Source organism: Chitinophaga parva (assembly GCF_003071345.1).
GTDB classification, from domain to species: Bacteria; Bacteroidota; Bacteroidia; order Chitinophagales; family Chitinophagaceae; genus Chitinophaga; species Chitinophaga parva.
Genome location: NZ_QCYK01000001.1, coordinates 1,557,487 through 1,584,397, shown reverse-complemented (window position 1 = coordinate 1,584,397; position 26,911 = coordinate 1,557,487). Strand labels below are relative to the sequence as shown.

Below are 26,911 nucleotides of genomic sequence, written 5' to 3'. Positions count from 1 at the left end.
GAAAGGTTGGATTATCAATTGGTTGACCTCTGTGTTGCTGCCAGTAAATGTTAGACCCGGTTTATGGGCAAAGTTACATGAATGGAATGTTAAAGTTATGGGCCGGCGGCCTACCTTCGCAGCATGAAAAGTCTTTGGAACCAGATCCTGCGGTACCTCTATATAAAAAAGAAGGAACCAGGTGAGCACAACAATGTGAACACACGGGTGATGCATGGCATTAACCGCCTATCCATCCTCATGTTCTTAGTAGCGCTGGTGGTGGTGATATGGAGGCTGTTCCACCGGCATTAGGGTTTTCCCGGTGTAAGGCTCCCCTCCGGCGAAATGCGTTTATGGCTGGCCTCTTCCACAATGATCTCCGCGGCGCGGCGGCTGGCGGGCTTCTCGCCCAGTTTGTGCCAGAGCTCCGCGTAGTCTGCCTGCAGGCGCTGGCGGGTGGGCACATCCTTTAGCAACAGGGTCAGTTCACGCAGCAGGTTGGCTTCTGTAAGCTCGTCCTGGATCAGTTCTGTAACCACCAGTTTATCCATCACCAGGTTTACCAGGGAAATGTATTTCACCTTGATCAGGCGCTTGGCAAAGAAATAAGAAATGGGGCTGCCTTTGTAGCACACCACTTCGGGCACGCCAAACAGGGCGGTTTCCAGGGTAGCGGTGCCGGAAGTTACCAGGGCTGCGGCGGCTTGTTTCAGCAGGGTGTAGGTCTGGCCTTTCACCATGGACACATTGGGCTGGTCGCCTATCAGGGATAGCAGGAAGCTGTCTTCCAGGCTGGGAGCCTGTGCAATGATAAACTGGTGGTCCGGGAAATGTTTGGCCTGGGTAAGCATCAGGGGCAGTTTTACACTCACCTCCTGCTTGCGGCTGCCGGGTAGCAGGGCCACGATGGGTTTATTGCTCAGAGGCGCCACCACGGGCTGCGCCTTCGCTTCCTTTATCACTTCAATGAGGGGATGGCCCACATATTCCACCGGGTAGTTCCATTTCTCATAAAAAGCCTGTTCAAACGGCAGGATGCACAGCATTTTGTCCACCGTTTCCCTGATCTGCTTTACGCGGTTTTCCTTCCACGCCCATACCTGGGGTGATATGTAAAAGATGGTCTCATATCCTTCCGCCTTGCCCCATTTGGCAATGCGCATATTAAACCCGGGGTAATCGATCAGCACCAGCACATCCGGCCTGAACGCGGCAATATCCTGTTTACAAAAATCCATGTTGCGCAGGATAGTGCGCAGGTTCATCACTACTTCCACAAATCCCATGAAGGCCAGGTCCCGGTAGTGCTTTACCAGGGTACCGCCGGCTTGCTGCATAAGATCACCACCCCAGCAGCGGATGTCCGCCTCCGGGTCCTGCAATTTGATCTGTTTGATCAGGTTGCTGCCATGCAAATCGCCAGATGCTTCCCCGGCTATCAGGTAATATTTCATTTGTACAACGTACTATGTACAAGGCGCCATGTATTCATCTTTCAATGGAACATGCCCTGGTACAAGGTTTCAGCCAATTAAACCCTCCGCGCAAGATACCTTGTACACTGTACCTGGTACCTTGTACGGTTATTAAAATATCAATTTCAGCAGCAGGATGCTTACTGCCATGAGCATAGTCACCAGGAAAATGCCTTTGGCAGTGATGTCCTTGCGGCTTTGGGTATAAAAATAAAAGATCACGCCGTTGGCCAGCAGGCAAAGGGCAGACACTTTCGGGATGAGGCCCCGGTTATATTTGAACCTCGCCACATATTCCGCAAATGATTCATGGCTGCGGTAAGAGAATACCAGGTAATAAGCCCCGAATGCGAGCAGGGGCGCAATGAAACCCAGTATGATGCCTAAGGCCAGTTTGTCTTGTTTGAACAGTTTGAACATAAATTAGAATTTCCAGGTATCGGACAGTTGTTGTTTAAGGGCATAGTTGGTCAGGTCAAACTGCACGGGCACGATCGAGGCGTAGTTATTATCAAGGGCCCACACATCCGTGTCGGTACCGGTATCGAGGTTTTTAAATTCGCCGGTGAGCCAGTAGTATTTTTTCCCGTGTGGATCGCGGCGTTCGTCAAAGGCTTCCACATACTTGGCGTTTGCCTGGCGGCAAATGCGCACACCCTGGAAGTCTTCTATTTTGCAGAAAGGGATGTTCACGTTCAGCAGGCCGCCTTCGGGCAGGCCTTCCGCAACCATCTTTTCCACTACCTGCCGGGCCACGCGGGCAGGCAGGGTAAAATCAGCTTCGTAACTATAATCCAGGTAAGAGAAGCCGGCAGAAGGAATACCTTCAATAGCCGCTTCCATGGCGGCAGACATGGTGCCCGAATAGATCACGTTGATGGAATGGTTAGCCCCGTGGTTTATGCCACTCACGCAAAAGTCCGGCTTACCATGCAGGATCTTATCGCGGGCCAGCTTCACACAGTCTACCGGTGTGCCGGAGCAGGTCCATGCTTCTACCCCGTCAAAGATATCCACCCGGTTCAGGCGCAGCGGCACACCAATAGTAATGGCATGCCCCATGCCGGACTGGGGACTGTCTGGCGCTACCACCACTACTTTTCCCAAAGGCTTTACTGCTTCCACCAGCTCACGGATGCCGGGCGCTGTAATGCCGTCATCGTTTGTTACCAGGATGATTTTTTCGCTATTGGCCACCGTATGATTTTTAGTCCCTGCAAATGTAGTAAAAGCAAACCACAAGCACCCGGGGGCACTTGTGGTTGAAAGAACGCAGGGGTATTGCATTTATTGCTACAGGTCTGCTTTAGACAGCTTGCGGTTAATAAAGAAATTGAACAGCACAATGTACATTATAGCAAAGCAGATGTACACCACCGGTGCAAAGCCTTTATCGTCCGGCAGCACTTTTTCTACCAGGGGATAGCCCATGAGGCGGTCTGCTGTTTCCAGCGGGAACAGGCGCCCCCAGCTGCCCACAAACCGGTTGATCAGCGATACCGGCAGGTTTTCCATCATCACATACACCATATACACCACGATGCTTACCCCGGCGCGGCGCATCAGCACGGCCAGCAGGCCGGCTACAGACAAAGTAAGCAGTGCCTGCAGCAGCAGGTAAATGAGGTATTGGCCTTCCCGGAGGGAAAAGCCCATCTGCCCGTAAATGGCGCCATATACCAGCGCGGTGATGAAGGTCACGATCACGGCATATACGCTGAGGCCCACTATCCACAGGGTTTTGGAAAAGGCAAACTGCTGGCGGCTCCAGCCGTCAATAATGTTCTGCCGGTGGGTGCGGAAAGTGTATTCATTGCTCACCAGGATGATCACCAGGAAGCCCAGCAGCAGGGTGATGTAGGAATTGAGGAACCCCACCGTGCGCCACACTGTGGGAAAGTCGAACGGCGACAGGTTGAAGATGCCGCTGCTCTTATCCCGCGCTACTTTCATGATCTCAATAGCGGTATAGGTAACCCCCAGCGATGCCAGGAAGAATAAGGCCAGCAGTATCCAAAAGGTGCGGTAATGCTTTACTTTCAGCCATTCTGTTTTTATAATGTTTGCAAACATAGGTCTTAGTTTCTCTCGTTGTGGGTAAGTTCAAGGAATGCGGTTTCGAGGCTCTTGCGGCGGCTTTGCAGGTGGCTGAGCCAAACGCCTTTTTCCGCGCAGAACTGGTTGATCACCGCCGGGGATATTTCATTGCGGAAGATGGCCTGCACGCTGTCACTCACATTGCCGGCAAAGCCTACAAAGTCCGGGTGTTGTGCCAGTACCTTGCGCAGCGCGTCCACATCCGCCGCCCCAAATTCATACACATCTTCCCGCTGTATCACTTCATTCACGGCGCCGGAGAGCAGCAGGTTCCCCTTGCGCAGGATGGCCACATGGGTGCATACTTTTTCCACTTCATCCAGCAGGTGGCTGGCCATGATGATGGTTTTGCCACTCTTTGCCAGGTCGCGGATCAGGTTACGTACTTCTGCAATGCCCACGGGATCCAGGCCATTGGTAGGCTCGTCCAGCAGCAGCACAGTGGGGTCGCCCAGCAGGGCCGCCCCAATGGCCAGGCGCTGTTTCATACCCAGGGAGTAGGTCTTGAACTTGGAATCGCGGCGCTCCCAGAGGCCTACGATCTTCAGTACCCGTTCCATATCGTCTGCGCCATGGCCCTTCACGGAGGCCGTGATAGCCAGGTTATCCACCGCGGAGAGGTAGTGGTAAAAATTAGGCGTTTCCAGCAGGGTACCTACCTGGCGGCGGGCATGCGCCCCCGGAGCCTGGTCAAAGAAAGTAAAGGAGCCGCTATCAGCTTTCAGCACATCGGTTACTATGCCCAGCAGCGTGGTTTTACCGCTGCCATTGGGGCCCAGTATACCAAACACACTGCCCTTGGGCACATCAAACGATACAGCCTGCAAGGCCTGTATACGCCCGTAACGCTTGGAGATTTGTTGCAGGGATAGAATTGACAAAGTAAAATGGTTAAATCGGTGAAAGGAAAGGTTCGGGTAATAATCAGTCAGCTATCACGAATGGGGATGAAACTCAGCCTGGTTGCCGGCAAAGCTGTTGTAAGATAGAGAACTAAAATCCCATTTCCTAACAACAATGTGATGAAAGGCAATTTCCTGGCAACCAGATGTGGGAGCGTAATTTCGAAACTGTGGAGTGATGGCTGGTCTGCTTTTAAAATAACAAAAACCAGTATTCAACCCTGTTGGATTTGAAAACTGGTCTTTTATATTTTTCCGGGAATTTAATTCCTGATAGGCCGTCCTGTTTTTATCACTGCCTGCAGGCGTTCCAGCGTTTTGCGCTCACCGCTCAGGCTCAGGAACGCTTCCCGTTCCAGGTCCAGCAGGTATTGTTCACTTACCAGTGTGGGCTCACTCAGGTCTCCGCCGCACATTACGTAGGCAAGTTTACGCGCTATCTTACCGTCATGTTCGGAAATGTAGTTACCAAAGTGCATGGCATTGATACCGGTAAGCATGGCGCCCAGGGCAGAGCGGCCCAGCACGCGGATATCTTTTCTTTCCGGCGGGCGGGTGTAGCCTTCATCCGCCATAGCTATTACGCTGCTCTTAGCATCTGCTATCACGCGGCTGGGGTTCATGGTAATCTCATCATGTCCTTTGCGCAGGATACCCAATGCATAAGCCTCCTGGGCGGAGGTGGATACCTTGGCCGTAGCCACGGTGAAGAAGCGGGTTTTCAGCCACTCCAGGTCTATCTCGCCTTCTACAAATTCATCGCTGGCGCGCACGGTCATTTCTTTGGTGCCACCACCGCCGGGAATGAGGCCTACGCCCAGTTCCACCAGGCCAATGTAGCTTTCTGCGCTGGCTTGCACCTTGTCTGCATGCAGGCACATTTCACAACCACCGCCCAGGGTCAGCGCATGCGCCGCCACCACCACCGGGATGGAGGAATAGCGCAAACGCATAGTGGTGCGCTGGAACAGGCGCACGGCCATATCCAGTTCATCATACTCCTGCTCTGCCGCCAGCATGAAGATCATACCCACGTTTGCACCGGCAGAGAAGTTAGCCCCGTCATTGCCTACCACCAGGCCACGGAAATCCTTTTCGGCGATGTCCACCGCCTTGTTCACGCCTTCCAGCACTTCACCGCCAATGGTGTTCATCTTGGTTTGCCAGTCAATGCACAGCACTCCATCACCAATGTCGTACAGTTTGCAGGCACTGTTCTTCCACACTACATTACTGCTGTAATTTTCCAGGATGATGAAAGATTCTGTGCCCGGCACCAGCTTGTAGTCCTGTGTGGTGCGGTCGTAGTAATATTTTTTGCCGTTTTCTACTTTGTAAAATTTCGTGATGCCTTTGGCCAGCATTTCCTTTACCCACGCCGCCACTTTCAGTCCTTTGCTTTCCACTACCTTCACAAAGGCATCCACGCCCAGGATATCCCAGGTCTCAAAGGTGCCCAGCTCCCAGCCAAAGCCGGCTTTCATGGCATCGTCCACCTTGTACAGGTCGTCCGCAATTTCAGGAATGCGGTTGCTCACGTAAGAGAATAAATGGGCAAATAGTTGCTGGTAAAACTGGCCCGCTTTGTCGGTACCGGCAGCCAGCATTTTAGTGCGTTGCTTCAGGTCTTCCACGGGTTTGGTGGCTTCCAGCGTAGCAAATTTGGGCTTTTGCTTGGGCACGTATTCCATAGTGTTGAGATCCAGTGTGAGGATCTCCTTGCCCCCTTCTCCTTTTGTTTTTTTGTAGAAGCCCTGGCCGGTTTTATCACCCAACCAGTTGTTGTCCACTACCTTTTGCAGGAAGGGCGGTATTTCAAATATTTTAATGGCTTCATCGTCCTTGCAATTTTCCTGCACACCTTTGGCCACGCGCACCAGGGTATCTATGCCCACTACATCTGCGGTGCGGAAAGTGGCACTCTTGGGATGCCCCATGGCCGGGCCGGTGAGGGCATCAATATCATCAATATTAAGCCCCATTTCCTGCATGATGTGGAAGATGGCCATGATGGAAAATACACCTACCCGGTTAGCAATGAACGCAGGCGTGTCCTTACATAATACGGTGGTCTTACCCAGGAAGCGATCACCATATTGCATGAGAAAACCGATCACTTCAGGGCTGGTGTGCGGTGTGGGGATGATCTCCAGCAAACGCAGGTAGCGTGGGGGATTGAAGAAGTGGGTGCCGCAGAAATGTTGCTGAAAATCTTCACTGCGGCCTTCCGCCATCAGGTGGATGGGGATGCCCGACGTATTGGAAGTAATGAGGGTACCAGGCTTGCGGAATTTTTCCACCTGCTCAAACACAGATTTCTTTACCGCCAGGTTTTCCACCACTACTTCAATGATCCAGTCGCAACTGGCAATGTCTTTCATGTTGTCTGTAAAGTTACCGGTCTTTACATGCTTCACCACCTCGGGTGAATATACCGGCGAAGGGTTGGATTTGATCGCGGCCTGCAGGGCTTCATTTACAATGCGGTTTTTCACAGCAGGGTGGTCCAGGGTCAGTCCTTTGGCGGTTTCCGCGGCATTGGGCTCTTTGGGTACAATGTCCAGCAGGAGCACCTGTACGCCGATGCCGGCAAAATGCAGCGCAATGCGGGAACCCATTACACCGGAACCCAATACTGCTACTTTGTTGATATGTCTTTTCATAAAGCCGTGTACTTTAAGCGATCAGCCGTTAACAAAAATATATCCCTGAATTTAGTGCTTTTTTATACACAAAACTGGCGGACAGAAAAAAGGCCGGCGCTGGATACGCGCCGGCCTGTATACAGTGACGTGAATATTGCTGTTTAACTGATGGAAGATCCCGGTGCTACGGTATCTGCACCGTTCATGAATACCAGCTTGCCATCGTGTGCTGCCATCAGGATCATTCCCTGGCTTTCAATGCCGCGCATTTTGCGGGGGGCCAGGTTGGCCACCACCGTTACCTGCGTGCCTACAATGGATTCCGGTGTAAAATGTTCTGCAATGCCCGATACCACTGTGCGTGTTTCAAAACCCAGGTCTATGGTAAGTTTCAGCAGCTTGTCTGCCTTCGGTACCTTTTCCGCATGGGTAATGGTGCCAATGCGCAGGTCCAGTTTTGCAAAATCATCATACTGGATCTCCGGCTTCAGCGGCTCGTGTGCAGGGGTGGTGGGAACTGTGGATGCTGCGTCACTCACCACACCCGCCATGGAGGCTGCGGCGCGGGTATGCAGTTTTTCTATCTGCTGTGCAATCTGGGCGTCTTCCACTTTGGCAAAGAGCAGCTCCGGTGCACGCAGGGAGTAGCCTACACTTACCAGCTTGGTGCTGCCGGCATTTTCCCAATCCAGCACGCGGTCCACCAGCTTCAGCATGTGCAGGATCTTCCTAGCAGTAGTGGGCAGGAAGGGATTGATGAAGATGGCCAGGTTAGCCGTCAGTTGCAGGCAGATGTGCAGGCAGTTGTCGATCAGCGCCTGGTTTTCTGCTTGCAGTTCCGGTGTCTTGGCCTTTATCCACGGCTCTTTTTCCTGCAGGTATTTGTTGCCTTCGCGGGCCACGTTCATTACCTCGGCCAGCGCATCGCGGAAGTGGAATGTTTCCAGCGCAGTCTCGATCCTGGCCTTGGACTCCTGCAGCATTACACGCATCAGGTCATCGCGGTCATCGCGCACATCTGCATGGAAGGGCGGCACTTTGCCACCGCACAGTTTGTGCATAAGCACCATGGTACGGTTGACAAAATTGCCGAAGATGCTTACCAGCTCACTGTTATTGCGGTCCTGGAACTCTTTCCAGGTAAAATCGTTGTCTTTTGTTTCCGGGGCGTTGGCGGCCAGCACGTAGCGCAGCACGTCCTGCTGCCCGGGGAAGTCTTCCACGTACTCATGCACCCACACGGCCCAGTTGCGGGAGGTGGATACTTTCTGGCCTTCAATGTTGAGGAATTCATTGGCGGGTACATTTTCCGGCACTACAAAGCCACCGTGGCCATGCAGCATGCTGGGGAAAATAATGCAGTGGAATACGATGTTATCCTTACCAATGAAGTGCACCAGTTTGGTGTCTTCCTTGCACCAGTAATCAGCCCATTGTTCGGTCAGTTCCTTGGTGGCGGAGATATAGCCAATAGGTGCATCAAACCACACATACAGCACCTTGCCTGCTGCATCGGGCAGGGGTACTTTAATGCCCCAGTTGCTGTCGCGCGTCATGGCGCGGCTGTGCAAACCATTATCCAGCCAGCTTTTGCACTGGCCATATACGTTGGGCTTCCATTCTTTGTGCCCTTCAATGAGCCATTCTTTTAACCAGGGCTCATAATGCTGCAGCGGCATGTACCAGTGCTTGGTTTTCTTTTTCACCGGCACAGCATCGCTGAGGGACGAGCGGGGATTGATCAGTTCTTCCGGGCTGAGGGAAGTGCCACAACGCTCGCACTGGTCGCCATAAGCGCGCTCATTGCCGCATATGGGGCAGGTACCTACGATGTAACGGTCTGCCAGGAAAGTCTGCTTTTCCGGGTCGTAAAACTGTTCGGTCTCTTTTTCTTCAAACAGGCCTTTGTCGTACATGTTTTTGAAAAAGTCTGCCGCTGTTTTGTGATGCACAGGGCTGGAGGTACGGGCAAAGATGTCGAAGGAAATATCCATGGCGGCAAAGCTGTCGCCGATGATGCGATGGTATTTGTCAACAATATCCTGGGGCGATACATTTTCCTGCATCGCTTTGATGTTAATGGGAACCCCGTGCTCATCGGTGCCGGAAACGAATTTCACATCCGCTTTCCGCGCCCGCAGGTAACGCACGTAAATATCCGCCGGGAGGTAGCAGCCCGCCAGGTGCCCGATGTGAACGGGACCATTGGCGTAAGGCAGGGCGGCGGTCACTAAGTATCTACTGATCTTTTCCATAATGCAACTAAAAATTGTCCGGAGGCAAGGCCGATTTGGAATAAACAAAACTATTCATCAACTTAGCCCGAAGGACAACAAAGATAATCAAAGGACAATGATAAAAATACCAGCATATCTCAAGAAAGGCGACCTGATAGGCATTACCTGCCCGGGTAGCAAGATGGAGCAGGCCGCAGCGGATTATGCAGCTAACGTGTTGACCGGCTGGGGTTACCGCGTGCAAATGGGCATTACCGTGGGCACCGGCTTCCATAATTTCTCCGCTCCGGACGAACTGCGGCAGGAAGAGCTGCAGGACATGCTGGACGACAGGGACATCAAGGCCATCCTGTTTGGACGGGGTGGCTACGGCACCATCTGCATCCTGGACCAGCTGGACTGGACCCGCTTCCGCAAGCACCCCAAGTGGCTCTGCGGTTATAGCGACATCACCGTGCTACATGCCCACGTGCACCAGCGGCTGGGCATCCCCACCCTGCACTCCGTGATGGCAGGCGGCATTACCGAAGAAACCCATGCGAACAAATACGTGCAAAGCCTCCAGCAGGCACTCAAAGGCAAGGCCGGCAAATTTAACTTTGAGCCCCACGCCATGGACCGGGAAGGCGCTGCCACCGGCATCCTGGTGGGCGGTAACCTGAGCATCCTGGCCAACCTGAGTGGTACCAAGTCCCAGATCAATACCAAGGGTAAGATCCTGGTGCTGGAAGACATTGGCGAATACCGCTACCATGTGGACCGCATGATGTACAACCTGAAACGGGCCGGCTGGCTGGAAAAACTGGCGGGCCTGGTAGTAGGCGCTTTTGTGCAGGGCAAGGAAACCACCACGCCGTTTGGCGAAACGGAATACGAGATCATCCACCACATCGTGGAAGACTATGGTTTCCCCGTAGCCTATGGTTTTCCCGTAGGCCACCAGGTGGAAAACTACACGCTGAAACTGGGGGTCCCGTATGAGCTGAAGGTGAATGGGAAACAATCGTCCCTGAAGGAACTTTCCAAATAACAAGTTCCGGCGCCAGGGAATTTCCAGGCTCCGGATTCAATTTCCCGAAAATAACAGAGACCAATTTTCAATCCCTGCCGGATGTGAAAATTGGTCTTTTTGTTTTAATGGGTTCCTTTGTATTAATCCTCCACATCCGGCACGATCTCCAGCCCATAATCTTCCGCTGTAAGCAGCGTGGTTGCGGCCAATACAGCGGCATCCGGCGCGAGTTGCTTTGCTTCGATCGTGTTATGCAGATAATCATGCTTGTACAGCTTTCCGGCCAGGCCCCCGGGCACACCGGCCAGGTATTTGATCACCTCATTCACGATGGCCAGACCGGTGAGGCCATGGGTAGTGCCCAGGGCGCCGGCATCATAGTTCCGGTAACTGTCTATGAGAGCTGCCGCGCAGCGGTAAGAAGCCGTGCGGCCACCCTTGCCATCGGGCAGGTTAAAGCCCCCAAACCATGATACCCAGTTGTGCACTTCGCCGGTAATAAAAGGCACGCCTTGCTGCACGCAGGCATCGTTCACCACCAGGTGGGTGGGGATGTGTTGGGAGCAGTCTATCACCAGGTCAAAGCCCTGCAGCAATTGCAGCACGTTCGCTGGTTTCACCTGCACTAATATCGGGTAATGCTTGGTCCAGGGATTATTGGCCCACAGGCGGCTGGAGGCCATCTTGGCCTTGTGTTTCCGCAGGTCCTGCATCTGGAAAATGGGCTGGCGGTGCATGTCTTCTTCCAGGATCACGCCATAATCGGCAATCCCGATCACGCCTATGCCAGACAGGCTCAGATATTGCAGCACCGGGCATCCCAGGCCACCTGCGCCTACCACGAGTATGTTTGCTTTCTTGAGGGTTTCCTGTACATCCAGGCCCATGCCAGGTACGGCAATGGGATGTTTCAATCTTGCTATTTCTTTTTCGGTCAATGCCATGTGCTTGTTTTATGATCTTGCTAACTCTCCTGCTGGGGAAATTCCATGGTGAACTTACTGCCCTTGCCCAGGGTGCTTTCTACACGGATCTTGCCATGGTGCGCGTCAATGATGGCCTTCACATAAGAAAGGCCCAGGCCAAAGCCTTTTACATTGTGCACGTTGCCGGTGTGGGCGCGGTAGAATTTTTCAAAGATACGGGATACTGTATCGCGGCTCATCCCGATACCATTGTCCGAGATACTGATCACCACGGTTTTGCGGGTATTGAAAGTGCTGATCTTAATATCCAGTTGCTGGCGGGAATACTTGATGGCATTGTCCAGCAGGTTAAAGATCACATTGGAGAAATGCACTTCATCCGCTTTGATCACGGGCTGCACGGCATCCAGTTGCAGTTCTACCTTGGCGTCTTTATTGGCCAGTTGCAGTTGCAGGTTATCCACGGTGGATTGTATTACCTGGTGCACATCAATGGGCTGCAGGTTCAGCGTGATCTCGTTCTTTTCTATCAGTGCAGATTGCAGGATACTTTCCACCTGCTTGTTCATGCGTTTGTTCTCTTCCTTGATAATGCCGGAGAAGTAGCTGATCTTTTCCCGGTTACTCATCACCTTTTCATTACCGATGGCGTCCACCGCCAGGGAAATGGTGGCCAACGGGGTTTTCAGTTCATGCGTCATGTTGTTGATGAAGTCCGATTTGATCTCGGAGATCTTCTTCTGGTTCAACATGGCCTGTATGGTGAGGCCAAACGCAGAGATGATAATGATGGTGAATGCAATGCTGCCAATGATCATCCAGCCCAGTGAACGGAGGATCATGATCTGGTCGTAATGCGCGTTGCTGAAGATGATGAACAACAATTCAGATTGTGCGCCCAGCGCGGTTACATCGGCTGTGAGCGGGCGTATCTGCACATTGTAGTTACCCCGGTTCTGGGAAGAACTGTCCATGGCATCATGCCAGCTGTATTCAAAGTTGAGCGTATGCAGGGAGCTGTAAGCCTCACCGGTAACGGTTTTGCTCATTACATTAAAATCAAAGGACGATGAATCCAGCTTGGCGCGGTCCAGTGCCCGGGCAATGATACCATGTACTTCCCGCGCCGTGAATTTGGCTGTAATGGGCTTAAAGTTCATACTGTTCATCAGGTAGCTGTCCATGGAAAGACCGCTCCGCCCTATCACCGTACGGCTGGAGCCGATGCTGATCTCCGGGAAGTTGTATTGGCGCAGCATCAAAGTGTCCTTTACGTTGTTTGCCACATCTTCATAGCGCTGTTCTATTTTTTCCTTTTGTATGTGGGCCGCATTGGTGATCCAATTCACCTGTATGAGGATAATCCCCAACAGCGACATAGACATCATCACCAGGATGATGGGAAATGTTTTTCTTAATGGTAACATTTATAGATTTTTTTCAGGGCGGCGCCACTTTTTTTTGACGGCCTAATTTAGCGCTAAAACTGCCGTTCGCCATTGTTTCAGGCCATTTGTAATGTAAAATTAAGCATAGCAAAGTGCCTGCAATAGCTATCCCTGCAATAAAGCACCACTTTAACGTAAGTTTAACTTGATGATTTTGTTCTTTGTATTGGTTCTATGCTTAACTTTGTCCCTGTAATCTGGAACGGAATTTGTTTCTTTTTACACAACAAACGATCTTAAAGACTCTACATACATCGATATGGATCACATCCATAAGCGATTTAGATTTTGGTTGATAAAATGGTAAGGAGGTTTTCTAGCCTCCTTTTTTTGTGCCCATTCCGCTCGGGGAGGGCCCGGAAATCTACCACCGGAAAATGCCACCGGACGCCGGTCTCCTTCATCCTCCTTCCAAGATCTCCTTTCTTCCCCTTCCAAAAATTTATCCTTCCCGCATTGCTATCTTTATCTCAATTGGTTATATTTGGTTAAGGCGATAAAACTGTTTGATATGAGTAACCTGATGCCTGGCACCTTGCTGATAGCGGACCCTTTCCTGAAGGACCCTAACTTTGCCCGTTCCGTAGTGCTGTTATGTGAGCACCAGGAAGAACAGGGCAGCTTTGGCTTTGTCATCAACAAGCTCTATGATCAAACACTTAACGACCTGGTACCCGACATTATCCAACCCAATATCCCCGTATATTTTGGCGGCCCTGTGCAGCTGGACACCATTCATTTTGTGCACGAGCTGCCCCATCTCATTGAAGGCAGCATGCAGTTGCTGCCCGGCATTTACTGGGGCGGCCGGTTTGACCAGGTAGTAGCGCTCATGAACAGCGGCCAGCTGGATGTACGCAAGATCAAGTTCTTCATTGGCTATTCCGGCTGGAGCTCCGGCCAGTTGCAGGCGGAGCTGAAGGAAAAATCCTGGATCGTTTCCGAGGCCAGCCCCCGGCTTATTTTTAAGGAGGCAGAGCAGGAAATCTGGAAGTCTTCCCTTCGCAGCCTGGGCCGCGATTTCGCCATAATGGCCAATTTCCCCATAGACCCTTCGCTCAACTAACCCACCCCTTCACATCAAAACATAGATATTATTTTTAATATCTGATTTATTCTCCATATATTGCTGATCGAAATACTGAGGCAGTTCAGGATATCTGTTGTGTTAACCCGGGTGATGTGTGGTCATTGTATTAAACAATGAAATAAGTAATTGTTACTTAAATACCTATGAAAAAAATCGGCTTAAACCATACTAAACACCTATACACCTACTATAAATATGTCCCTCCGATCTACATCCCGTAAACCGAATCTTACTGACATTGCCAAGGCTTGTTCGCTGTCTTTTTCGTATATCCGTAACCGTGAGCAGGTGGTGGTAACTCATTTAATTTTTTAGGAACAGTTGTTCATGCTCCAATGCCGGCCATAAGCCTTGCATCTCTTTTGATGCCGGGTGCTGGCAAAGGAAATGAATTACTAGTTGGTAATCCCGGCCAGTATTCTTACCGGCACCAAACAGGGTCATAGATTGGAATAGTTAGGACAAAAAAAAGGCCGGGTATTCTTACCCGGCCACTTTATTTTATGCCGTTGTTACGGCAGTATATCCTGTTTATTCAGCGCCTTCGATCAGCACCGTGGCAGTGTTGTTAAGCATTTCCACGAAGCCACCGGCGATGGTGAAGAATTCAGCATTGTTCTTATCGGTCAATACTTTCATCTTTCCTTTGCCCAGGGCCGCAATCAGGGGCGCGTGCTTATCGAGGATCTCGAAAGAACCGTCTATACCCGGCAGCTGTACCCCATACACTTCACCAGTGTACAGTTTCTTCTCGGGTGTTAATACTTCTAATTGCATGTATTGAGTTTAGAAAGATGATTATTTAGCTTCAGCCAGCAGACGCTTACCCTTTTCGATCGCATCTTCGATGTTACCTACCAGGTTGAATGCAGCTTCCGGATACTGGTCCACTTCACCGTCCATGATCATGTTAAAGCCACGGATCGTTTCTTCAATGGGTACCAGTACGCCTTTCAGACCGGTGAACTGTTCTGCTACGTGGAAGGGCTGCGACAGGAAGCGCTGTACACGGCGTGCACGCAGTACGGTCATTTTATCTTCGTCGCTCAGTTCATCCATACCGAGGATGGCGATGATGTCCTGCAATTCTTTATAGCGCTGGAGGATCTGCTTAACACGCTGTGCACAGTTGTAGTGCGCCTCGCCCACGATGGTGGGGGTGAGGATACGGGAAGTAGAATCCAGGGGGCTCACCGCGGGATAGATACCCAGGTCGGAGATCTTACGATCCAGTACGGTGGTAGCATCCAGGTGGGCAAAGGTAGTAGCAGGAGCCGGGTCGGTCAAGTCATCCGCAGGTACGTATACCGCCTGTACGGAGGTGATAGAACCGTTTTTGGTGGAAGTGATACGTTCCTGCATCAGGCCCATTTCAGTGGCCAGGGTGGGCTGGTAACCTACCGCGGAGGGCATACGGCCCAGCAGTGCGGATACTTCAGAACCTGCCTGGGTGAAACGGAAGATGTTATCTACGAAGAAGAGGATGTCCTTACCGCCGGAAGCAGAGCCGTCGCCGTCACGGAAGTACTCCGCGATGGTCAGACCGGAGAGGGCCACGCGGGCGCGGGCACCGGGGGGTTCGTTCATCTGGCCGAAGATAAAGGTAGCCTGGGATTTCTTCAGTTCTTCCTTATCTACAGCAGACAGGTCCCAACCACCTTCTTCCATGGAATGGGCGAATTTGGAACCATATTTTACGATACCAGCTTCGATCATTTCGCGCATCAGGTCATTACCTTCACGGGTACGTTCACCCACACCGGCAAACACGGACAAACCTTCGTAACCCTTCGCGATGTTGTTGATCAGTTCCTGGATCAATACTGTTTTACCTACACCTGCACCACCAAACAGGCCGATCTTACCACCTTTTGCGTACGGCTCGATCAGGTCAATTACTTTAATACCGGTGAACAATACTTCCGTATCGGTCGCCAGGTCTTCAAACTTCGGGGGCTGGCGGTGAATAGGGTAACCATTGCTGGTATCGATCTGGCCCAGGCCATCGATCGCTTCACCCACCACGTTAAAGAGGCGGCCCTTGATCTGATCGCCCACCGGCATCTTGATCGGGGCACCCTTATCTACCACTGCCATTCCACGCACCAAACCATCGGTAGAGTCCATTGCCACGCAACGAACACTGTCTTCACCCAGGTGCTGTTGTACTTCCAGTACGAGTTTCTGGCCGTTATCCCTGGTTAATTCCAGCGCGTTATAGATCTCTGGCAAATTTCCCTCAAAATGCACGTCCACAACGGGACCGATGATTTGTTTTATTTTACCTGCGTTAGGCATATTTGTTAGTGATTTATAAATTTAAGTAGCGTTCTAAAATTTGGCGCAAAAGTAAGGCAAAATATCCACAATCAAAAGCCCAACGAAAAGGATTGTGGGCGCTTTGGTACATATATTAATGGTAAGGCCGGGGCTATGGAAAGCCCCGGCCTTATATTTTAAATTCCCTTAATTTATTAACCCATCGGCCTTAATGCTATTTTAATACCTATTCTGCCAGGCAGTAAATATCCAGGTCTATGGCGGCGTTCATTCGCTGCAAAACTTTCAGCGTATCCCGGGTGAGATGAAGGTTGGGATTGTTCCCATCATGGTAATACTGGGTAATGGAAAGGGTCGTTTCCGCATTCACGGAAATGGCCTCCAGCTCGTCCAGGCGGGGCAGGATCACCTCCTTCATAAAGGCATCCAGCAGGTCGCCGATGAAATCATTGGTGCGCACATACCACTCGTATTTCCAGAAAGTAAAGTCCTGCAGTTGCTGGGGGGCGCCGGGCGGCCCGGGAATGGGCTCTCCCGCCACGCCGGTACCCGTAGGCTGCAGGTCCAGTTGCTGGCTGATGAGGTCCGGGTCATAGTCAAAGTCCATAAAGCTCAGCATGATGCGGTTTACATTCACGCCGTCTCCGTTATCCTTGCCCAGCAGGTTCTTTAATTCAGCACGGGATAGTTGTGGCAGCTGCATATAGGATGTTCTTTTTAATGGGTTGCGGGCAAATGTACAATATCTCAGCGTCCCTGTCCGGATTCGTTTTCCCCATTTTCCGGGTAGTGATATTGCGCTTTTATCATTTGCAGCGTAGTATGCATGGCCTCCAGCTGGGCGGCCGTAAAACCCTGGCCGGTATCCAGTATCCGGGGCTGGTGCCCCCCGCCTTCCAGCCACAGTTCATTGCTGGCAGGATTCCAGCGGAACTCCAGTTGGGCAAAATCCACGGCCCACTCCCTGCGCCGCAGCAGCGACTTTTCAGATACCGCCACGATCTCCTGCCCAAAGTCGATATTGACCGCCTCCATAGCCGGTGCCAGCAGGGTATAACGCAGCACCGCCAGCACGGCAAGCCCCATAGACAGAAAGGCCAGCTGCCGGTATACCAGCTGGTTATCCACCATAATGCGCAGCAGTATCAATACTACCAGCAGCGCCAGCACCATTAAAATACGCTTAAAAAAAATGTACCCGGTCATAGGTCGCTCCGGGAGAAACGATAAGTTCGTTGACAAGGAAAGGAATTTAAGGACTAACAAAAACGGCCGGAGGCGTTACCGCTCAACCTGCCAGCCCACGGGCCCGGGATCACAATGCTACGTTTCCAGGGAAATAGCTTTAAGTTAAAATTAAGGTAAAAACCCAAACCGCAAAAAGGCTCCCGGGAATGTGCACACTATTTGCAATATTTGAGATAACGTTAAATGTTGTTAAAACAGGATTAGAAAAAGTAACTTTTATTTCTACTCACTGTCTTTATATTTAAAGGCCTTTAACTGTAAGCAACAACTAACTGTAAGCTACAACCCTTAAACTACTTCGCCATGAAACAATTAGTCATTCTCCTCACCTCATATATCCTGCTGAGCGCCTGCAGTACTACGTACCAGGCCGCAGCAGAACCGGCCTACTACGATGACCAGCCACAGCAGGTAGGCGTTACGATAAACGGTTTTTATGACCAGCTGAGCCCTTACGGCCGCTGGATCAGCTACCCGCAGTACGGCCAGGTATGGATCCCCAACGCGGGCCCGGACTTCCAGCCGTATGCCACTTCCGGCCATTGGGTGTACACCGATTACGGCTGGACCTGGGTGTCTGACTACTCCTGGGGCTGGGCTCCCTTCCACTATGGCCGCTGGTTCATGGACCCGGCTTATGGTTGGGTTTGGATACCTGGTACCGACTGGAGCCCTGCCTGGGTAGACTGGCGCACCGGTGGCGACTACTACGGATGGGCGCCGATGGGCCCTGGCATCACTGTAGGTGTAAGCGTAGGCCTGGAGCCCAATTACTGGCACTTTGTACCCTGCCGGTACATTACATCTCCTAACATCCATAATTATTATGTGGACCGCAGCCGGAACGTGACCATTATCCGTAATACCACGGTGATCAATAACACGACCGTGGTGAACAATAATAATTATTATAACCGTGGACCCCGCGTAAACGACGTACAGCGCTATACCGGCAGCCGGATCACACCGGTGCGCATCAATAATGCTGACCGCCCGGGTGCGCCCACGGTGAACAATAACCGCCTGAACATTTACCGTCCGGCGGTGCGCACTACTGGTACCAACACGCCTGGCCGTACCACCCCGGTTAACAACAACCCGGCTCCCGGCCGTACGGTAACCCAGCCCGGTAACCCGGGCAACCGGACCCCGGTGACCACCCCCGGCAACAATGTACCGGTACGTGGTAATGACAATAACCTGCCCGGCCGTACCAATATACCGGACCGTAACAGCCCGGACAACCGTACCCCTGTGACCACCCCGCCCGCCAATAACAATGCACCGGTGCGCACCCAGCCGGTAACACAGCCAAGGCAGCCGGTAAATAATAACAATAATTACCCGGGGCGTACCCAGCCGGTAACACAGCCCAGCCAGCCGGTGAATAATAACAATAATTACCCTGGCCGTAACAGCAACGTACCTAACCGTACCCAGCCGGAAACACGGCCCAGCCAGCCGGCAAATTATAACCGCGGTAATGATCCCCGGATCATGAATACCCCGCAGCCCAGCCGCCCGGCAAACAACCCGCCGGCCCAAAGCCGCCCGGCGCCTACGCCGCAGCCGGCCAGAACAGCGCCGGTAAGACAGGCCCCGGTACAGCAGTCCCGCCCTGCTCCCGCGCCGGCACCGGCACCCCGTCCCGCACCTACCGGTACAGAACGGACAAGAGGATAATTGATAGTTGAAGATAAGAGACATCCCGGTCGTGCATGCGGCCGGGATTTTTTATGGACGTGGGCGCTGCTCAGTGCTGCCCGATCACCTTATACACTTCCCGGAAAATAGCGGCGCTCACGCTTTCAAACGTAGCACCTTCCGGGAGGCTCCGGTGCAGAAGACGCATGTGCAGGGGCGCATCCCCTTCGCGGTAAGGCGGCTGGCGGTAATCCTGCTTAAAGAGCTGGAAGCCGGCATTCTCGTAAAAGCGCAGGCGGCGCATGGCAGTGCCATCTACCGGTGGCGTGGCTTCCAGTACCAGGGCACCAAAGGTTTCGCCCATCTGGGCAATGACATTGCGGCCGATGTGATTACCCCTCAGTTCGGGGAGTACTGCAAAATGTTCTATAAAATGGAAACCATGCAAGGGCCAGCAGAACAGGAAACCGGCAAAGGCCCCTTCATATTCGATGAGGATGAGTACTAGTTTTCCGGATTCCAGGAGGGTGACTTCTTCTTCCCAATCGCGGCGCTCCTGTTTGGGAAAAGCGGCTTCATAAAGGGTACGTACCGCCGGGTTGATTGCTTGCGGATAGGCAATTTTGAGCGAGACTTTAGCTGGCATTTTTAAATGTAGAAAATTTAACGCGGAATTTAAAACGAAAAAATCACCTCTTCCTCACACGAAACAGGTATGACCTGGCATTATTTTTTCCATCCAACCCTACTATGCGAAACATTATTTATCTCCTGGTCATCTTTGTGCTATGCGGCATACTGGCGCTGAGTTATTGCGGCCAGCAAAAGCGGATTCACCAGCTTTTGAATGAGAACGAACGCCTTAATAATGAGACCCGCCACCTGCGCCAGGAAATGAACCTGTCGTCCAACACGGCCCAGCAGATCGCTGACCGGCGGGATATCCTCCAGCGCGAGCCCACGTTCGTGGACCAGCGGGAATACTACCGCAAGAACTGGCAGCAGTTCATTTCCATCAGCAACAGCGATTACCGGACAGGTTTGCTGGGTGGCATCAAGGATCTTACGATCACGGCCCGCAACCAAACGGAATTCCCGCTGGACAACGTAGTGGTGGCGGTCCAATACCTGCGTGCCAACGGGGATGTGTTCAAAACCGAAACCTATACCATCAATAACGTACCAGCGAAAGGGAGCAATTCCGTAGCCGCTTCCAACAGCCGTAAGGGCAACAAGATCCAGGTGAAACTGATCAGTATCACCAGCCAGGCGCTGAACTTCTGCTGGGCGCATGATAAAACCGCCAGTGCAGGGAACCCGGACCCGTGGAAATGTGCCGGGAATTAAGAATTAGCAGGCACATCGTAGCCCATCTTCTAGATATCCCCTATTTTTGCGCCATGCAGCTCACCATCGTAGACTCACCGCAAAAAGTCCGGCAATTCCTCCACGTGCACGTCGCCATTAACAAAGGCAATCCACAATGGATCCAGCCGCTGGATAAGGACATTGAAGAAGTATTCAACAAAGAAAAGAACAAGGCATTCCGCCACGGAGAAGCCATCCGCTGGCTGCTGCTCGATGACAAAGGCACTCCCATCGGCCGCATTGCGGCATTCGTGAATAAAAAGTATATGAATAAAGGCGACGAACAGCCCACCGGCGGCGTCGGCTTTTTTGAATGCATTAACGACCAGGCAGCGGCGAACCTCCTGTTTGACACCGCAAAAAAATGGTTGCAGGAACGGGGTATGGAAGCCATGGACGGCCCCATTAACTTTGGAGAGCGGGACCGCTGGTGGGGACTGCTGGTAGAAGGATTTCACGAACCGCTCTATTGCATGAACTACAACCCGCCGTACTACAAAGCCCTCCTGGAGAATTACGGCTTCCAGCCTTTTTTCAACCAGGTGTGCCTAAGCCTGGATGTGCATGACCGCCTGCGCGACAAGTTCTACGATCGCCACGCCCAGCTCAAGAAAAATCCCGAATATACCTCCCGCCATATCCGCCTTAATGAACTGGAAAAATTTGCAGACGACTTCACCGTCATTTATAACAAGGCCTGGGCAGGCCATGGCGGCGGCAAGGAAATGGGCCGTGCGCAGGCCCTGAAGATCTTCCAGAGCATGAAGCCCGTGATAGACGAGCATGTGGTGTGGTTCGTGTACCACAAAGGGCAGCCCATTGGATGCTGGCTTAATCTCCCGGAGCTGAACCAGTGGTTCAAATACCTGCACGGCAAATTTGGCCTGCTGCAAAAACTGAAGTTCCTCTGGGTGAAAAAATTCAAGCCTAACCGCAAGCTCACGGGTATCGTATTTGGCCTCATCCCCGAATACCAGGCAAAAGGCCTGGATGCCTTCCTGATCATGGAAGGTGCAGCCGTCATCCAAAAGGAAATGAAGTACCACGAGTATGAAATGCAGTGGATAGGTGACTTTAACCCGAAGATGATCAACATAGCAGCCAACCTGGGCGCGGAACGTTCCCGCACCCTCACTACCTACCGTTACCTGTTTGACCGGGAAAAGCCCTTCAGGCGCCACCCAACACTGGCGTAACAGGACGCTATGCATGTTAAAAATATGCATCCGAATTGCTCACCGAATTTTCCGTTATTTTGTAGCTGACAGACTATGGAGCATTTTATCGTTTCGGCCCGCAAGTACCGTCCGCAGAATTTTTCTACGGTAGTAGGCCAGGCCCACATTACCACTACTTTAAAGAACGCGATCCGCAATAACCAGCTGGCGCACGCATTCCTGTTTTGCGGTCCGCGCGGCGTGGGCAAGACCACCTGCGCCCGTATCCTGGCAAAGACCATCAACTGCGAGAACCTGCAGCCCGATGGGGAAGCCTGTAATACCTGCCATTCCTGCGTTTCCTTCAACGAAGGCGCTTCTTTCAATATTCATGAACTGGATGCCGCGTCTAACAACTCGGTGGATGATATCCGTACCCTCGTGGAGCAGGTGCGCTTTGCGCCGCAGGCGGGTAAGTACAAGATCTACATCATCGATGAGGTGCACATGCTCAGTTCCTCGGCCTTCAACGCATTCCTGAAAACGCTGGAAGAGCCGCCCTCCTACGCCATCTTCATCCTGGCTACCACGGAGAAACACAAGATCCTGCCCACCATTCTCAGTCGTTGCCAGATCTTCGACTTCAAACGCATTACCATCCAGGACACGGTAGACCACCTGGCGGAGATCTGCCAGAAAGAGCATATCCAGGCGGAGCCGGATGCCCTGCACCTGGTAGCCCAGAAAACGGACGGCTGCATGCGCGACTCGCTCAGTACCCTGGACAAGATCGTGAGCTTTACAGGCGGGCATCTTACCTATTCCAACACCCTGGAACACCTGAATATCCTGGATTATGACTACTTCTTCAAAGTGATGGAAGCCGTGCTGAAACAGGACGTGGCCCAGGCCATGCTCATCTTCGACGAGATCCTGCAAAAGGGCTTTGAAGGCGATAACTTCCTGAACGGATGGGCCGAATTCTTACGCAACCTCCTGCTCTGCAAAGAAGATAAAGTACAGCACCTGGTAGAAGTATCGGGCAACCTGCGGGAACGCTACAAACAGCTTTCCGGCCATGTGAGCCCCGCTTACCTCATCACCGCCCTGCACCTGCTCAATGAAACGGAGATCAATTACCGGCTGGCGCGCAACAAGCGCCTGCATGTGGAAATGGCGCTGATCAAGCTTTGCTTCCTCCAGCAGGCCATTACCCTTAGCAGCGACGACAGCGGCGAGGTAGTAAAAAAAAAATTAGTGCCTGACGGCAGCGTGCCACAAAAGCTACGCGCACCCTTTGCCCGGGCAGAATCACCCAAGGCCGGCCAGCCTGCCACTACGCAAACCATTGCGCAGCAGGAAGCCCGCCTGAGCATAGAAGTGCCTAAAACGCCTGCTGGTACTACGCCTGCGGCCAATGCATATGCTGCGCCCGTAGCAAGTGGAGGCATGCCTGCGGCGAATGCATATGCTGCGCCTGCGGCGAATACCCCTGCTACGCCGGCCGCCGCTCCTGCTGCTGCCACACACGCTGCACCCGCATCCACCCGACCCATACCGCAGCCAGCTACCCGCCCGGCACAACCCACGGCCAATGCACCCAAGCTCACCGGCCTGGCCGCCATGAAACAAGCCATGGCAGCTACCCAGAGCACCGCCGCCGCCCAGGAACGCATTCCCCTCACCATGGGCGCCCTCCATGTGTACTGGGAAGAGTTCATTGACCGCTTCCGCCAGGCCAATAAAATGACAGTGGTGAGCAACTTTGCCCTGGCTAAACTGGGACTGAACGTGGAGGCCAATGAGATCACCCTCACCAGCGGCAACATTGTGCAGCTGCGTTTCATGGAAGAAGAGAAACTTTCCATCTCCGAATTCTTCAAAGGCCGCTTCCGCAATCACAGCATCATCGTTACCTTCATACTGGACGAACAGCAGGCACCGGCAGACCTGGGGCCCATCCCCCTGTCCGGCCGCGAGCAACTGGCCAAAATGGTAGAAAAATACCCGCTGGTAAAAGAGCTGAAAGACCGGATGAACCTGGAGCTGGACGTTTAATCCACTCAAAGCGAACCTATTGAAAAGGCAAAAACGATTTTGTTTTTGCCTTTTTTATTTCCTGCTCCCGCCTGCTACGGTTTAAATGCAGACGCAACACACGACGGTTCCGGGCATTCCACCGTCTAATTTCCTTTCACTTTTTGCGCAAAAACATGTAGGTTTGGGCAAAATTTCGATAAAGCACTATGGCAGAAGTTATCAGAATGCCCCTCTTGAGCGATACGATGAAAGAAGGGGTGATTGCAGATTGGCATAAAAAGGTGGGCGATACTGTAAAAGCAGACGACGTAATAGCTGAAGTAGAAACTGATAAGGCTACAATGGAAGTAGTGGGTTATGCCGATGGCACCCTGCTCTACATTTCCGATAAAAAAGCCATCCCGGTGAACGGTATCATGGCCATTGTGGGCAAGCCTGGTGAGGACTTCAAGTCCCTGCTGGGTGGCGATGCTGCCCCTGCTGCCGCACCTGCTGCTGCCCCCGCTCCTGCTGCCACGCCGGCTCCCGCCGCTGCTGCCGCTGCTGCGCCGGCAGATAATGCCGCCGCCCAGGAAGCACTGAAAAACGCCACCGTGATCCGCATGCCGCTCCTGAGCGACACCATGAAAGAAGGCAAGATTGCCTCCTGGCTGAAGAAAGTAGGCGACGTGGTGAAAGCAGACGATGTGCTGGCAGAAGTAGAAACTGATAAAGCCACGATGGAAGTAGTAGGTTATGCCGATGGCACCCTGCTCTACATCTCTGATAAAGACGCTATCCCCGTAAACGGTGTGATGGCCATTGTAGGTAAAGCCGGCACCAATGTAGACGCCATCCTGGGCGCTGAAGGTGCTCCTGCCGCTGCCGGCGCTCCCGCGGCACCTGCAGCCGCTGCCAATGCCGCCGCACCCGCTCCCGTAGCAGAAAGCTCCGCTACCGCCAACGGTCGTGTGAAAGCTTCCCCCCTCGCTAAAAAACTCGCAGAAGAAAAAGGTATTGACCTGAGCAAAGTAGCCGGTTCCGGCGATGCAGGCCGTATCGTAAAACGTGATATCGACAGCTTTGTACCCGGTGCTCCCGCCGCCGCACCTGCCGCCACCACTTCCGGCAAACCCGCCGTGGCAGCCGCTCCTGCAGGCCAGGAAAGCTATACCGACGTACAGCTGACCAACATGCGCAAGGTGATTGCCAAACGCCTCAGCGAAAGCAAGTTCTCCGCACCGCACTTCTACCTGAAGATCGATGTGAACATGGACAAAGCGATCGAAGCGCGCAAGGCGATCAACGAAGTATCTCCCGTGAAGATCTCCTTCAACGACATGGTGATCAAAGCCGCCGCATTGTCCCTCCGCCAGCACCCCGATGTGAACAGCAGCTGGATGGGCGACTTTATCCGCCAGAACCACCACATCAGCATTGGCTCTGCCGTGGCACTGCCGGAAGGCCTGATCGTACCCGTGATCAAATTTACCGATACCAAATCCCTGTCACAGATTGCTGCAGAAGCAAAAGACCTGTACGACAAGGCCAAGAATAAGAAACTGCAACCCAATGATTTCACCGGTAACACCTTTACCGTGTCTAACCTGGGTATGCTGGGCATCGACGAGTTTACTGCCATCATCAATCCCCCGGATTCCGCTATCCTGGCGGTAGGCAATATCAAAGAAACCGTGGTTTCTGAGAAAGGCCAGTTCAAGGCGGTGAATATCATGAAGCTTACGCTGAGCTGCGACCACCGTGCTATTGACGGTGCAGTAGGCGCACGTTTCCTGGCTACGCTGAAGGCTTACCTGGAGAACCCGGTGACGATGCTGGTGTAACAGTGAACTTTTGAAATTTTTTATAGGGAACGGCGTACCGGTGGTGCGCCGTTTTTTTTCATAATATTCCCTCCCGCATTCATTGAAATTCAAACCCTTATTCCTACATTAGCCTCCCGTACCACGGCATCTTTCAAAATGTTTTGAAAGTTCAAAAACTTGATCTATATTTGAAGTATGAAGTTACCAGAAGCTAAAGCGCAGTTCATCCAGGCATGGGGCTCCCTCGGCGCCCAATGGGGTATTAACCGCACCATGGCCCAGGTGCACGCACTCCTGCTCATTATGCCGGAACCACTCAGTGCAGACGAGATCATGGAGGAACTGAACATCTCCCGCGGCAATACCAACATGAACGTGCGGGAACTTATTAACTGGGGCCTGGTGGAAAAGGTGCTCATACCCGGCGAACGCAAAGAGTTTTTCGTAGCGGAAAAAGATATCTGGAAAGTAGCGTCCATGATCACCCGTGAACGGAAGAAACGCGAGCTGGACCCCATCCTCAAAGTCCTCCACCAACTGGCCGAAGTAGAAGGCGATAACAAAGACAAGAACGTAAAAGCATTCCGCGAATCCATCGAAGGCATTAACAAGTTTGCCAAGAGCGCGGATACCGCTTTGAGTGCCCTCATTAAATCAGAAGAAAACTGGTTCTATGGCACGCTGCTTAAAATGCTGAAATAAATTTTTTTATTACAATATTTCAATATTTATTGAAACTTCTGAACAATTGAAATATTTAAAAACATCGGAATGGGCGGACGTGAAGGCTGGGAATGAGCGGACGTGGAGGCTGGGAATGAGCGGACGTAAGGGCTGTGAATGAGCGGACGTGGAAAGCTTGGGATGATGGCGGAGGCAGTCCGGAATTGATTACAGCGCGAAGCCGGGGATGATCGCTATGGCAGACGGGAAGTAATAACTGAGGCGCGGCCAGGAACGATAGCGAAGTAAGGCCCCCGATGGTTGTAAACGTAACACTGAAAATGATCGCAGCCGCAGTACTATGATGATCACAGAACCCGGCTGAAAACAAACAAGCCCAAGATAATTAACCATCTACAAATCATAACGTGATGAAATGGTTAACACAGCTGGAATCTAAATATTTCCTGGCCATCATTGCCCTTTGGATCGTATGGTTACTACCAATACTCAGGCCCTATCAAAATGATGCAGTCGGAGGTGTGATCTTTATTATGACGTTGATAGCCCTTTGCTGGATGCCGCTCAGCTTCCTTATCCACCTGGTGCACGAAGGATTAAACCTGCGCCGGTGGCTCTGGATAGGCGTACTCGTAGCAGAAATACTGGCGCTGATACTGGCAGGCCCACTGAACCTGCCGGATACCATAGTCCGCATTGCTTACGCAGGCATTGCAGCAGCACCTTTCCTCTACATCCTCATCTCCATTAGCGAAGCCTGGATGCCCTGGCTGAACCGGCCCCGTCTCCGTGCCTTTATCACTGATCTTGATCTATAAATCGCTGCAACGCAGGCCCCCGGCCTTTCTCCAGGTTTATTACCCTCACTCCT

24 protein-coding genes are annotated in these 26,911 nt (G+C 52.3%); 10 read left to right on the top strand and 14 right to left on the bottom strand.

The features are described from left to right. The first annotated feature begins 123 nt into the window (after nucleotides 1–123). Nucleotides 124–294: a DUF6728 family protein gene (locus DCC81_RS25510; protein ID WP_165806462.1), complete on the top strand. Its 171-nt coding sequence runs from the start codon at nucleotides 124–126 to the stop codon at nucleotides 292–294. On the opposite strand, the gene lpxB is transcribed toward DCC81_RS25510, so the two are convergent. The 7 genes from lpxB to metG form a co-directional block, all read right to left on the bottom strand. Beyond that, on the bottom strand, nucleotides 291–1,436 hold the full coding sequence (gene lpxB / locus DCC81_RS06750; RefSeq protein WP_108685796.1) for a lipid-A-disaccharide synthase: 1,146 nt from the start codon (nucleotides 1,434–1,436) through the stop codon (nucleotides 291–293). The two genes, DCC81_RS25510 and lpxB, sit on opposite strands and share 4 nt — an antisense overlap. A 132-nt stretch (nucleotides 1,437–1,568) precedes the next feature. Next, nucleotides 1,569–1,877, bottom strand: coding sequence for a hypothetical protein (locus DCC81_RS06745; RefSeq protein WP_108685795.1), 309 nt, complete (start codon nucleotides 1,875–1,877; stop codon nucleotides 1,569–1,571). A 3-nt stretch (nucleotides 1,878–1,880) separates the two neighbouring features. After that, nucleotides 1,881–2,654 carry a 5'/3'-nucleotidase SurE gene (surE, locus tag DCC81_RS06740; RefSeq protein WP_240612915.1) on the bottom strand — a complete coding sequence of 258 codons (774 nt, stop codon included), beginning with the start codon at nucleotides 2,652–2,654 and terminating at the stop codon, nucleotides 1,881–1,883. 96 nt (nucleotides 2,655–2,750) lie between these two features. After that, complete coding sequence (locus tag DCC81_RS06735; protein WP_108685793.1) at nucleotides 2,751–3,530, bottom strand: ABC transporter permease; 780 nt, start codon at nucleotides 3,528–3,530, stop codon at nucleotides 2,751–2,753. Nucleotides 3,531–3,535: 5 nt separating this feature from the next. Next, nucleotides 3,536–4,435, bottom strand: coding sequence for an ABC transporter ATP-binding protein (locus DCC81_RS06730; RefSeq protein WP_108685792.1), 900 nt, complete (start codon nucleotides 4,433–4,435; stop codon nucleotides 3,536–3,538). Between the two features lie 284 nt (nucleotides 4,436–4,719). After that, nucleotides 4,720–7,119, bottom strand: a complete 2,400-nt coding sequence (locus tag DCC81_RS06725) for a 3-hydroxyacyl-CoA dehydrogenase/enoyl-CoA hydratase family protein (RefSeq protein WP_108685791.1) — start codon at nucleotides 7,117–7,119, stop codon at nucleotides 4,720–4,722. A 143-nt stretch (nucleotides 7,120–7,262) separates the two neighbouring features. Next, complete coding sequence (gene metG, locus DCC81_RS06720; RefSeq protein ID WP_108685790.1) at nucleotides 7,263–9,356, bottom strand: methionine--tRNA ligase; 2,094 nt, start codon at nucleotides 9,354–9,356, stop codon at nucleotides 7,263–7,265. Nucleotides 9,357–9,453: 97 nt separating this feature from the next. Here metG and DCC81_RS06715 point away from each other — a divergent pair, with 97 nt between their 5' ends. Then, nucleotides 9,454–10,368 (top strand): S66 peptidase family protein, encoded by a 915-nt coding sequence (locus DCC81_RS06715; protein ID WP_240612914.1) that lies wholly within the window; start codon nucleotides 9,454–9,456, stop codon nucleotides 10,366–10,368. A 122-nt stretch (nucleotides 10,369–10,490) separates the two neighbouring features. Here DCC81_RS06715 and DCC81_RS06710 read toward each other — a convergent pair whose 3' ends face one another. Together DCC81_RS06710 and DCC81_RS06705 are read right to left on the bottom strand one after the other, a co-directional pair. Then, on the bottom strand, nucleotides 10,491–11,294 hold the full coding sequence (locus DCC81_RS06710; protein ID WP_108685789.1) for a HesA/MoeB/ThiF family protein: 804 nt from the start codon (nucleotides 11,292–11,294) through the stop codon (nucleotides 10,491–10,493). Between the two features lie 20 nt (nucleotides 11,295–11,314). Then, nucleotides 11,315–12,703: a sensor histidine kinase gene (locus DCC81_RS06705; protein WP_108685788.1), complete on the bottom strand. Its 1,389-nt coding sequence runs from the start codon at nucleotides 12,701–12,703 to the stop codon at nucleotides 11,315–11,317. A gap of 532 nt (nucleotides 12,704–13,235) precedes the next feature. Here DCC81_RS06705 and DCC81_RS06700 point away from each other — a divergent pair. After that, nucleotides 13,236–13,790 carry a YqgE/AlgH family protein gene (locus DCC81_RS06700; protein ID WP_108686494.1) on the top strand — a complete coding sequence of 185 codons (555 nt, stop codon included), beginning with the start codon at nucleotides 13,236–13,238 and terminating at the stop codon, nucleotides 13,788–13,790. Nucleotides 13,791–14,345: 555 nt separating this feature from the next. On the opposite strand, the gene atpC is transcribed toward DCC81_RS06700, so the two are convergent. From atpC to DCC81_RS06680, 4 genes are all read right to left on the bottom strand, one after another. Continuing rightward, a complete protein-coding gene (gene atpC / locus DCC81_RS06695; protein WP_108685787.1) occupies nucleotides 14,346–14,591 on the bottom strand; it encodes an ATP synthase F1 subunit epsilon in 246 nt (81 codons plus the stop codon). A 21-nt stretch (nucleotides 14,592–14,612) separates the two neighbouring features. Further along, nucleotides 14,613–16,112 carry a F0F1 ATP synthase subunit beta gene (atpD, locus tag DCC81_RS06690; RefSeq protein ID WP_108685786.1) on the bottom strand — a complete coding sequence of 500 codons (1,500 nt, stop codon included), beginning with the start codon at nucleotides 16,110–16,112 and terminating at the stop codon, nucleotides 14,613–14,615. Nucleotides 16,113–16,320: 208 nt separating this feature from the next. Further along, the gene (locus tag DCC81_RS06685) at nucleotides 16,321–16,797 is read right to left on the bottom strand and encodes a DUF4279 domain-containing protein (protein WP_108685785.1); all 477 of its coding nucleotides are present in this window, start codon (nucleotides 16,795–16,797) and stop codon (nucleotides 16,321–16,323) included. Between the two features lie 44 nt (nucleotides 16,798–16,841). Next, nucleotides 16,842–17,336 carry a hypothetical protein gene (locus DCC81_RS06680; RefSeq protein WP_133177576.1) on the bottom strand — a complete coding sequence of 165 codons (495 nt, stop codon included), beginning with the start codon at nucleotides 17,334–17,336 and terminating at the stop codon, nucleotides 16,842–16,844. Between the two features lie 309 nt (nucleotides 17,337–17,645). On the opposite strand from DCC81_RS06680, the gene DCC81_RS06675 reads away from it, so the two are divergent. Continuing rightward, nucleotides 17,646–19,025 carry a DUF6600 domain-containing protein gene (locus tag DCC81_RS06675; RefSeq protein ID WP_108685783.1) on the top strand — a complete coding sequence of 460 codons (1,380 nt, stop codon included), beginning with the start codon at nucleotides 17,646–17,648 and terminating at the stop codon, nucleotides 19,023–19,025. Between the two features lie 70 nt (nucleotides 19,026–19,095). On the opposite strand, the gene DCC81_RS06670 is transcribed toward DCC81_RS06675, so the two are convergent. Beyond that, nucleotides 19,096–19,632, bottom strand: coding sequence for a GNAT family N-acetyltransferase (locus DCC81_RS06670; protein WP_108685782.1), 537 nt, complete (start codon nucleotides 19,630–19,632; stop codon nucleotides 19,096–19,098). A 104-nt stretch (nucleotides 19,633–19,736) separates the two neighbouring features. Between DCC81_RS06670 and DCC81_RS06665 the strand changes: the two genes are divergently transcribed. The 6 genes from DCC81_RS06665 to DCC81_RS25355 all read left to right on the top strand — a co-directional run bounded on the left by DCC81_RS06665 (nucleotide 19,737) and on the right by DCC81_RS25355 (nucleotide 26,858). Further along, nucleotides 19,737–20,333 carry a SadB/YajI family lipoprotein gene (locus DCC81_RS06665; RefSeq protein ID WP_108685781.1) on the top strand — a complete coding sequence of 199 codons (597 nt, stop codon included), beginning with the start codon at nucleotides 19,737–19,739 and terminating at the stop codon, nucleotides 20,331–20,333. A 53-nt stretch (nucleotides 20,334–20,386) separates the two neighbouring features. Further along, on the top strand, nucleotides 20,387–21,550 hold the full coding sequence (locus DCC81_RS06660) for a hypothetical protein (protein ID WP_108685780.1): 1,164 nt from the start codon (nucleotides 20,387–20,389) through the stop codon (nucleotides 21,548–21,550). Between the two features lie 75 nt (nucleotides 21,551–21,625). Beyond that, nucleotides 21,626–23,569, top strand: a complete 1,944-nt coding sequence (locus DCC81_RS06655; RefSeq protein WP_108685779.1) for a DNA polymerase III subunit gamma/tau — start codon at nucleotides 21,626–21,628, stop codon at nucleotides 23,567–23,569. Nucleotides 23,570–23,757: 188 nt separating this feature from the next. Continuing rightward, nucleotides 23,758–25,374: a pyruvate dehydrogenase complex dihydrolipoamide acetyltransferase gene (locus DCC81_RS06650; protein WP_108685778.1), complete on the top strand. Its 1,617-nt coding sequence runs from the start codon at nucleotides 23,758–23,760 to the stop codon at nucleotides 25,372–25,374. A gap of 177 nt (nucleotides 25,375–25,551) precedes the next feature. Next, on the top strand, nucleotides 25,552–26,058 hold the full coding sequence (locus DCC81_RS06645; RefSeq protein WP_108685777.1) for a GbsR/MarR family transcriptional regulator: 507 nt from the start codon (nucleotides 25,552–25,554) through the stop codon (nucleotides 26,056–26,058). 392 nt (nucleotides 26,059–26,450) lie between these two features. Continuing rightward, entirely contained in the window at nucleotides 26,451–26,858 is a 408-nt protein-coding gene (locus tag DCC81_RS25355; RefSeq protein ID WP_133177575.1) for a hypothetical protein, read from the top strand. The last annotated feature ends 53 nt before the right edge of the window (nucleotides 26,859–26,911 follow it).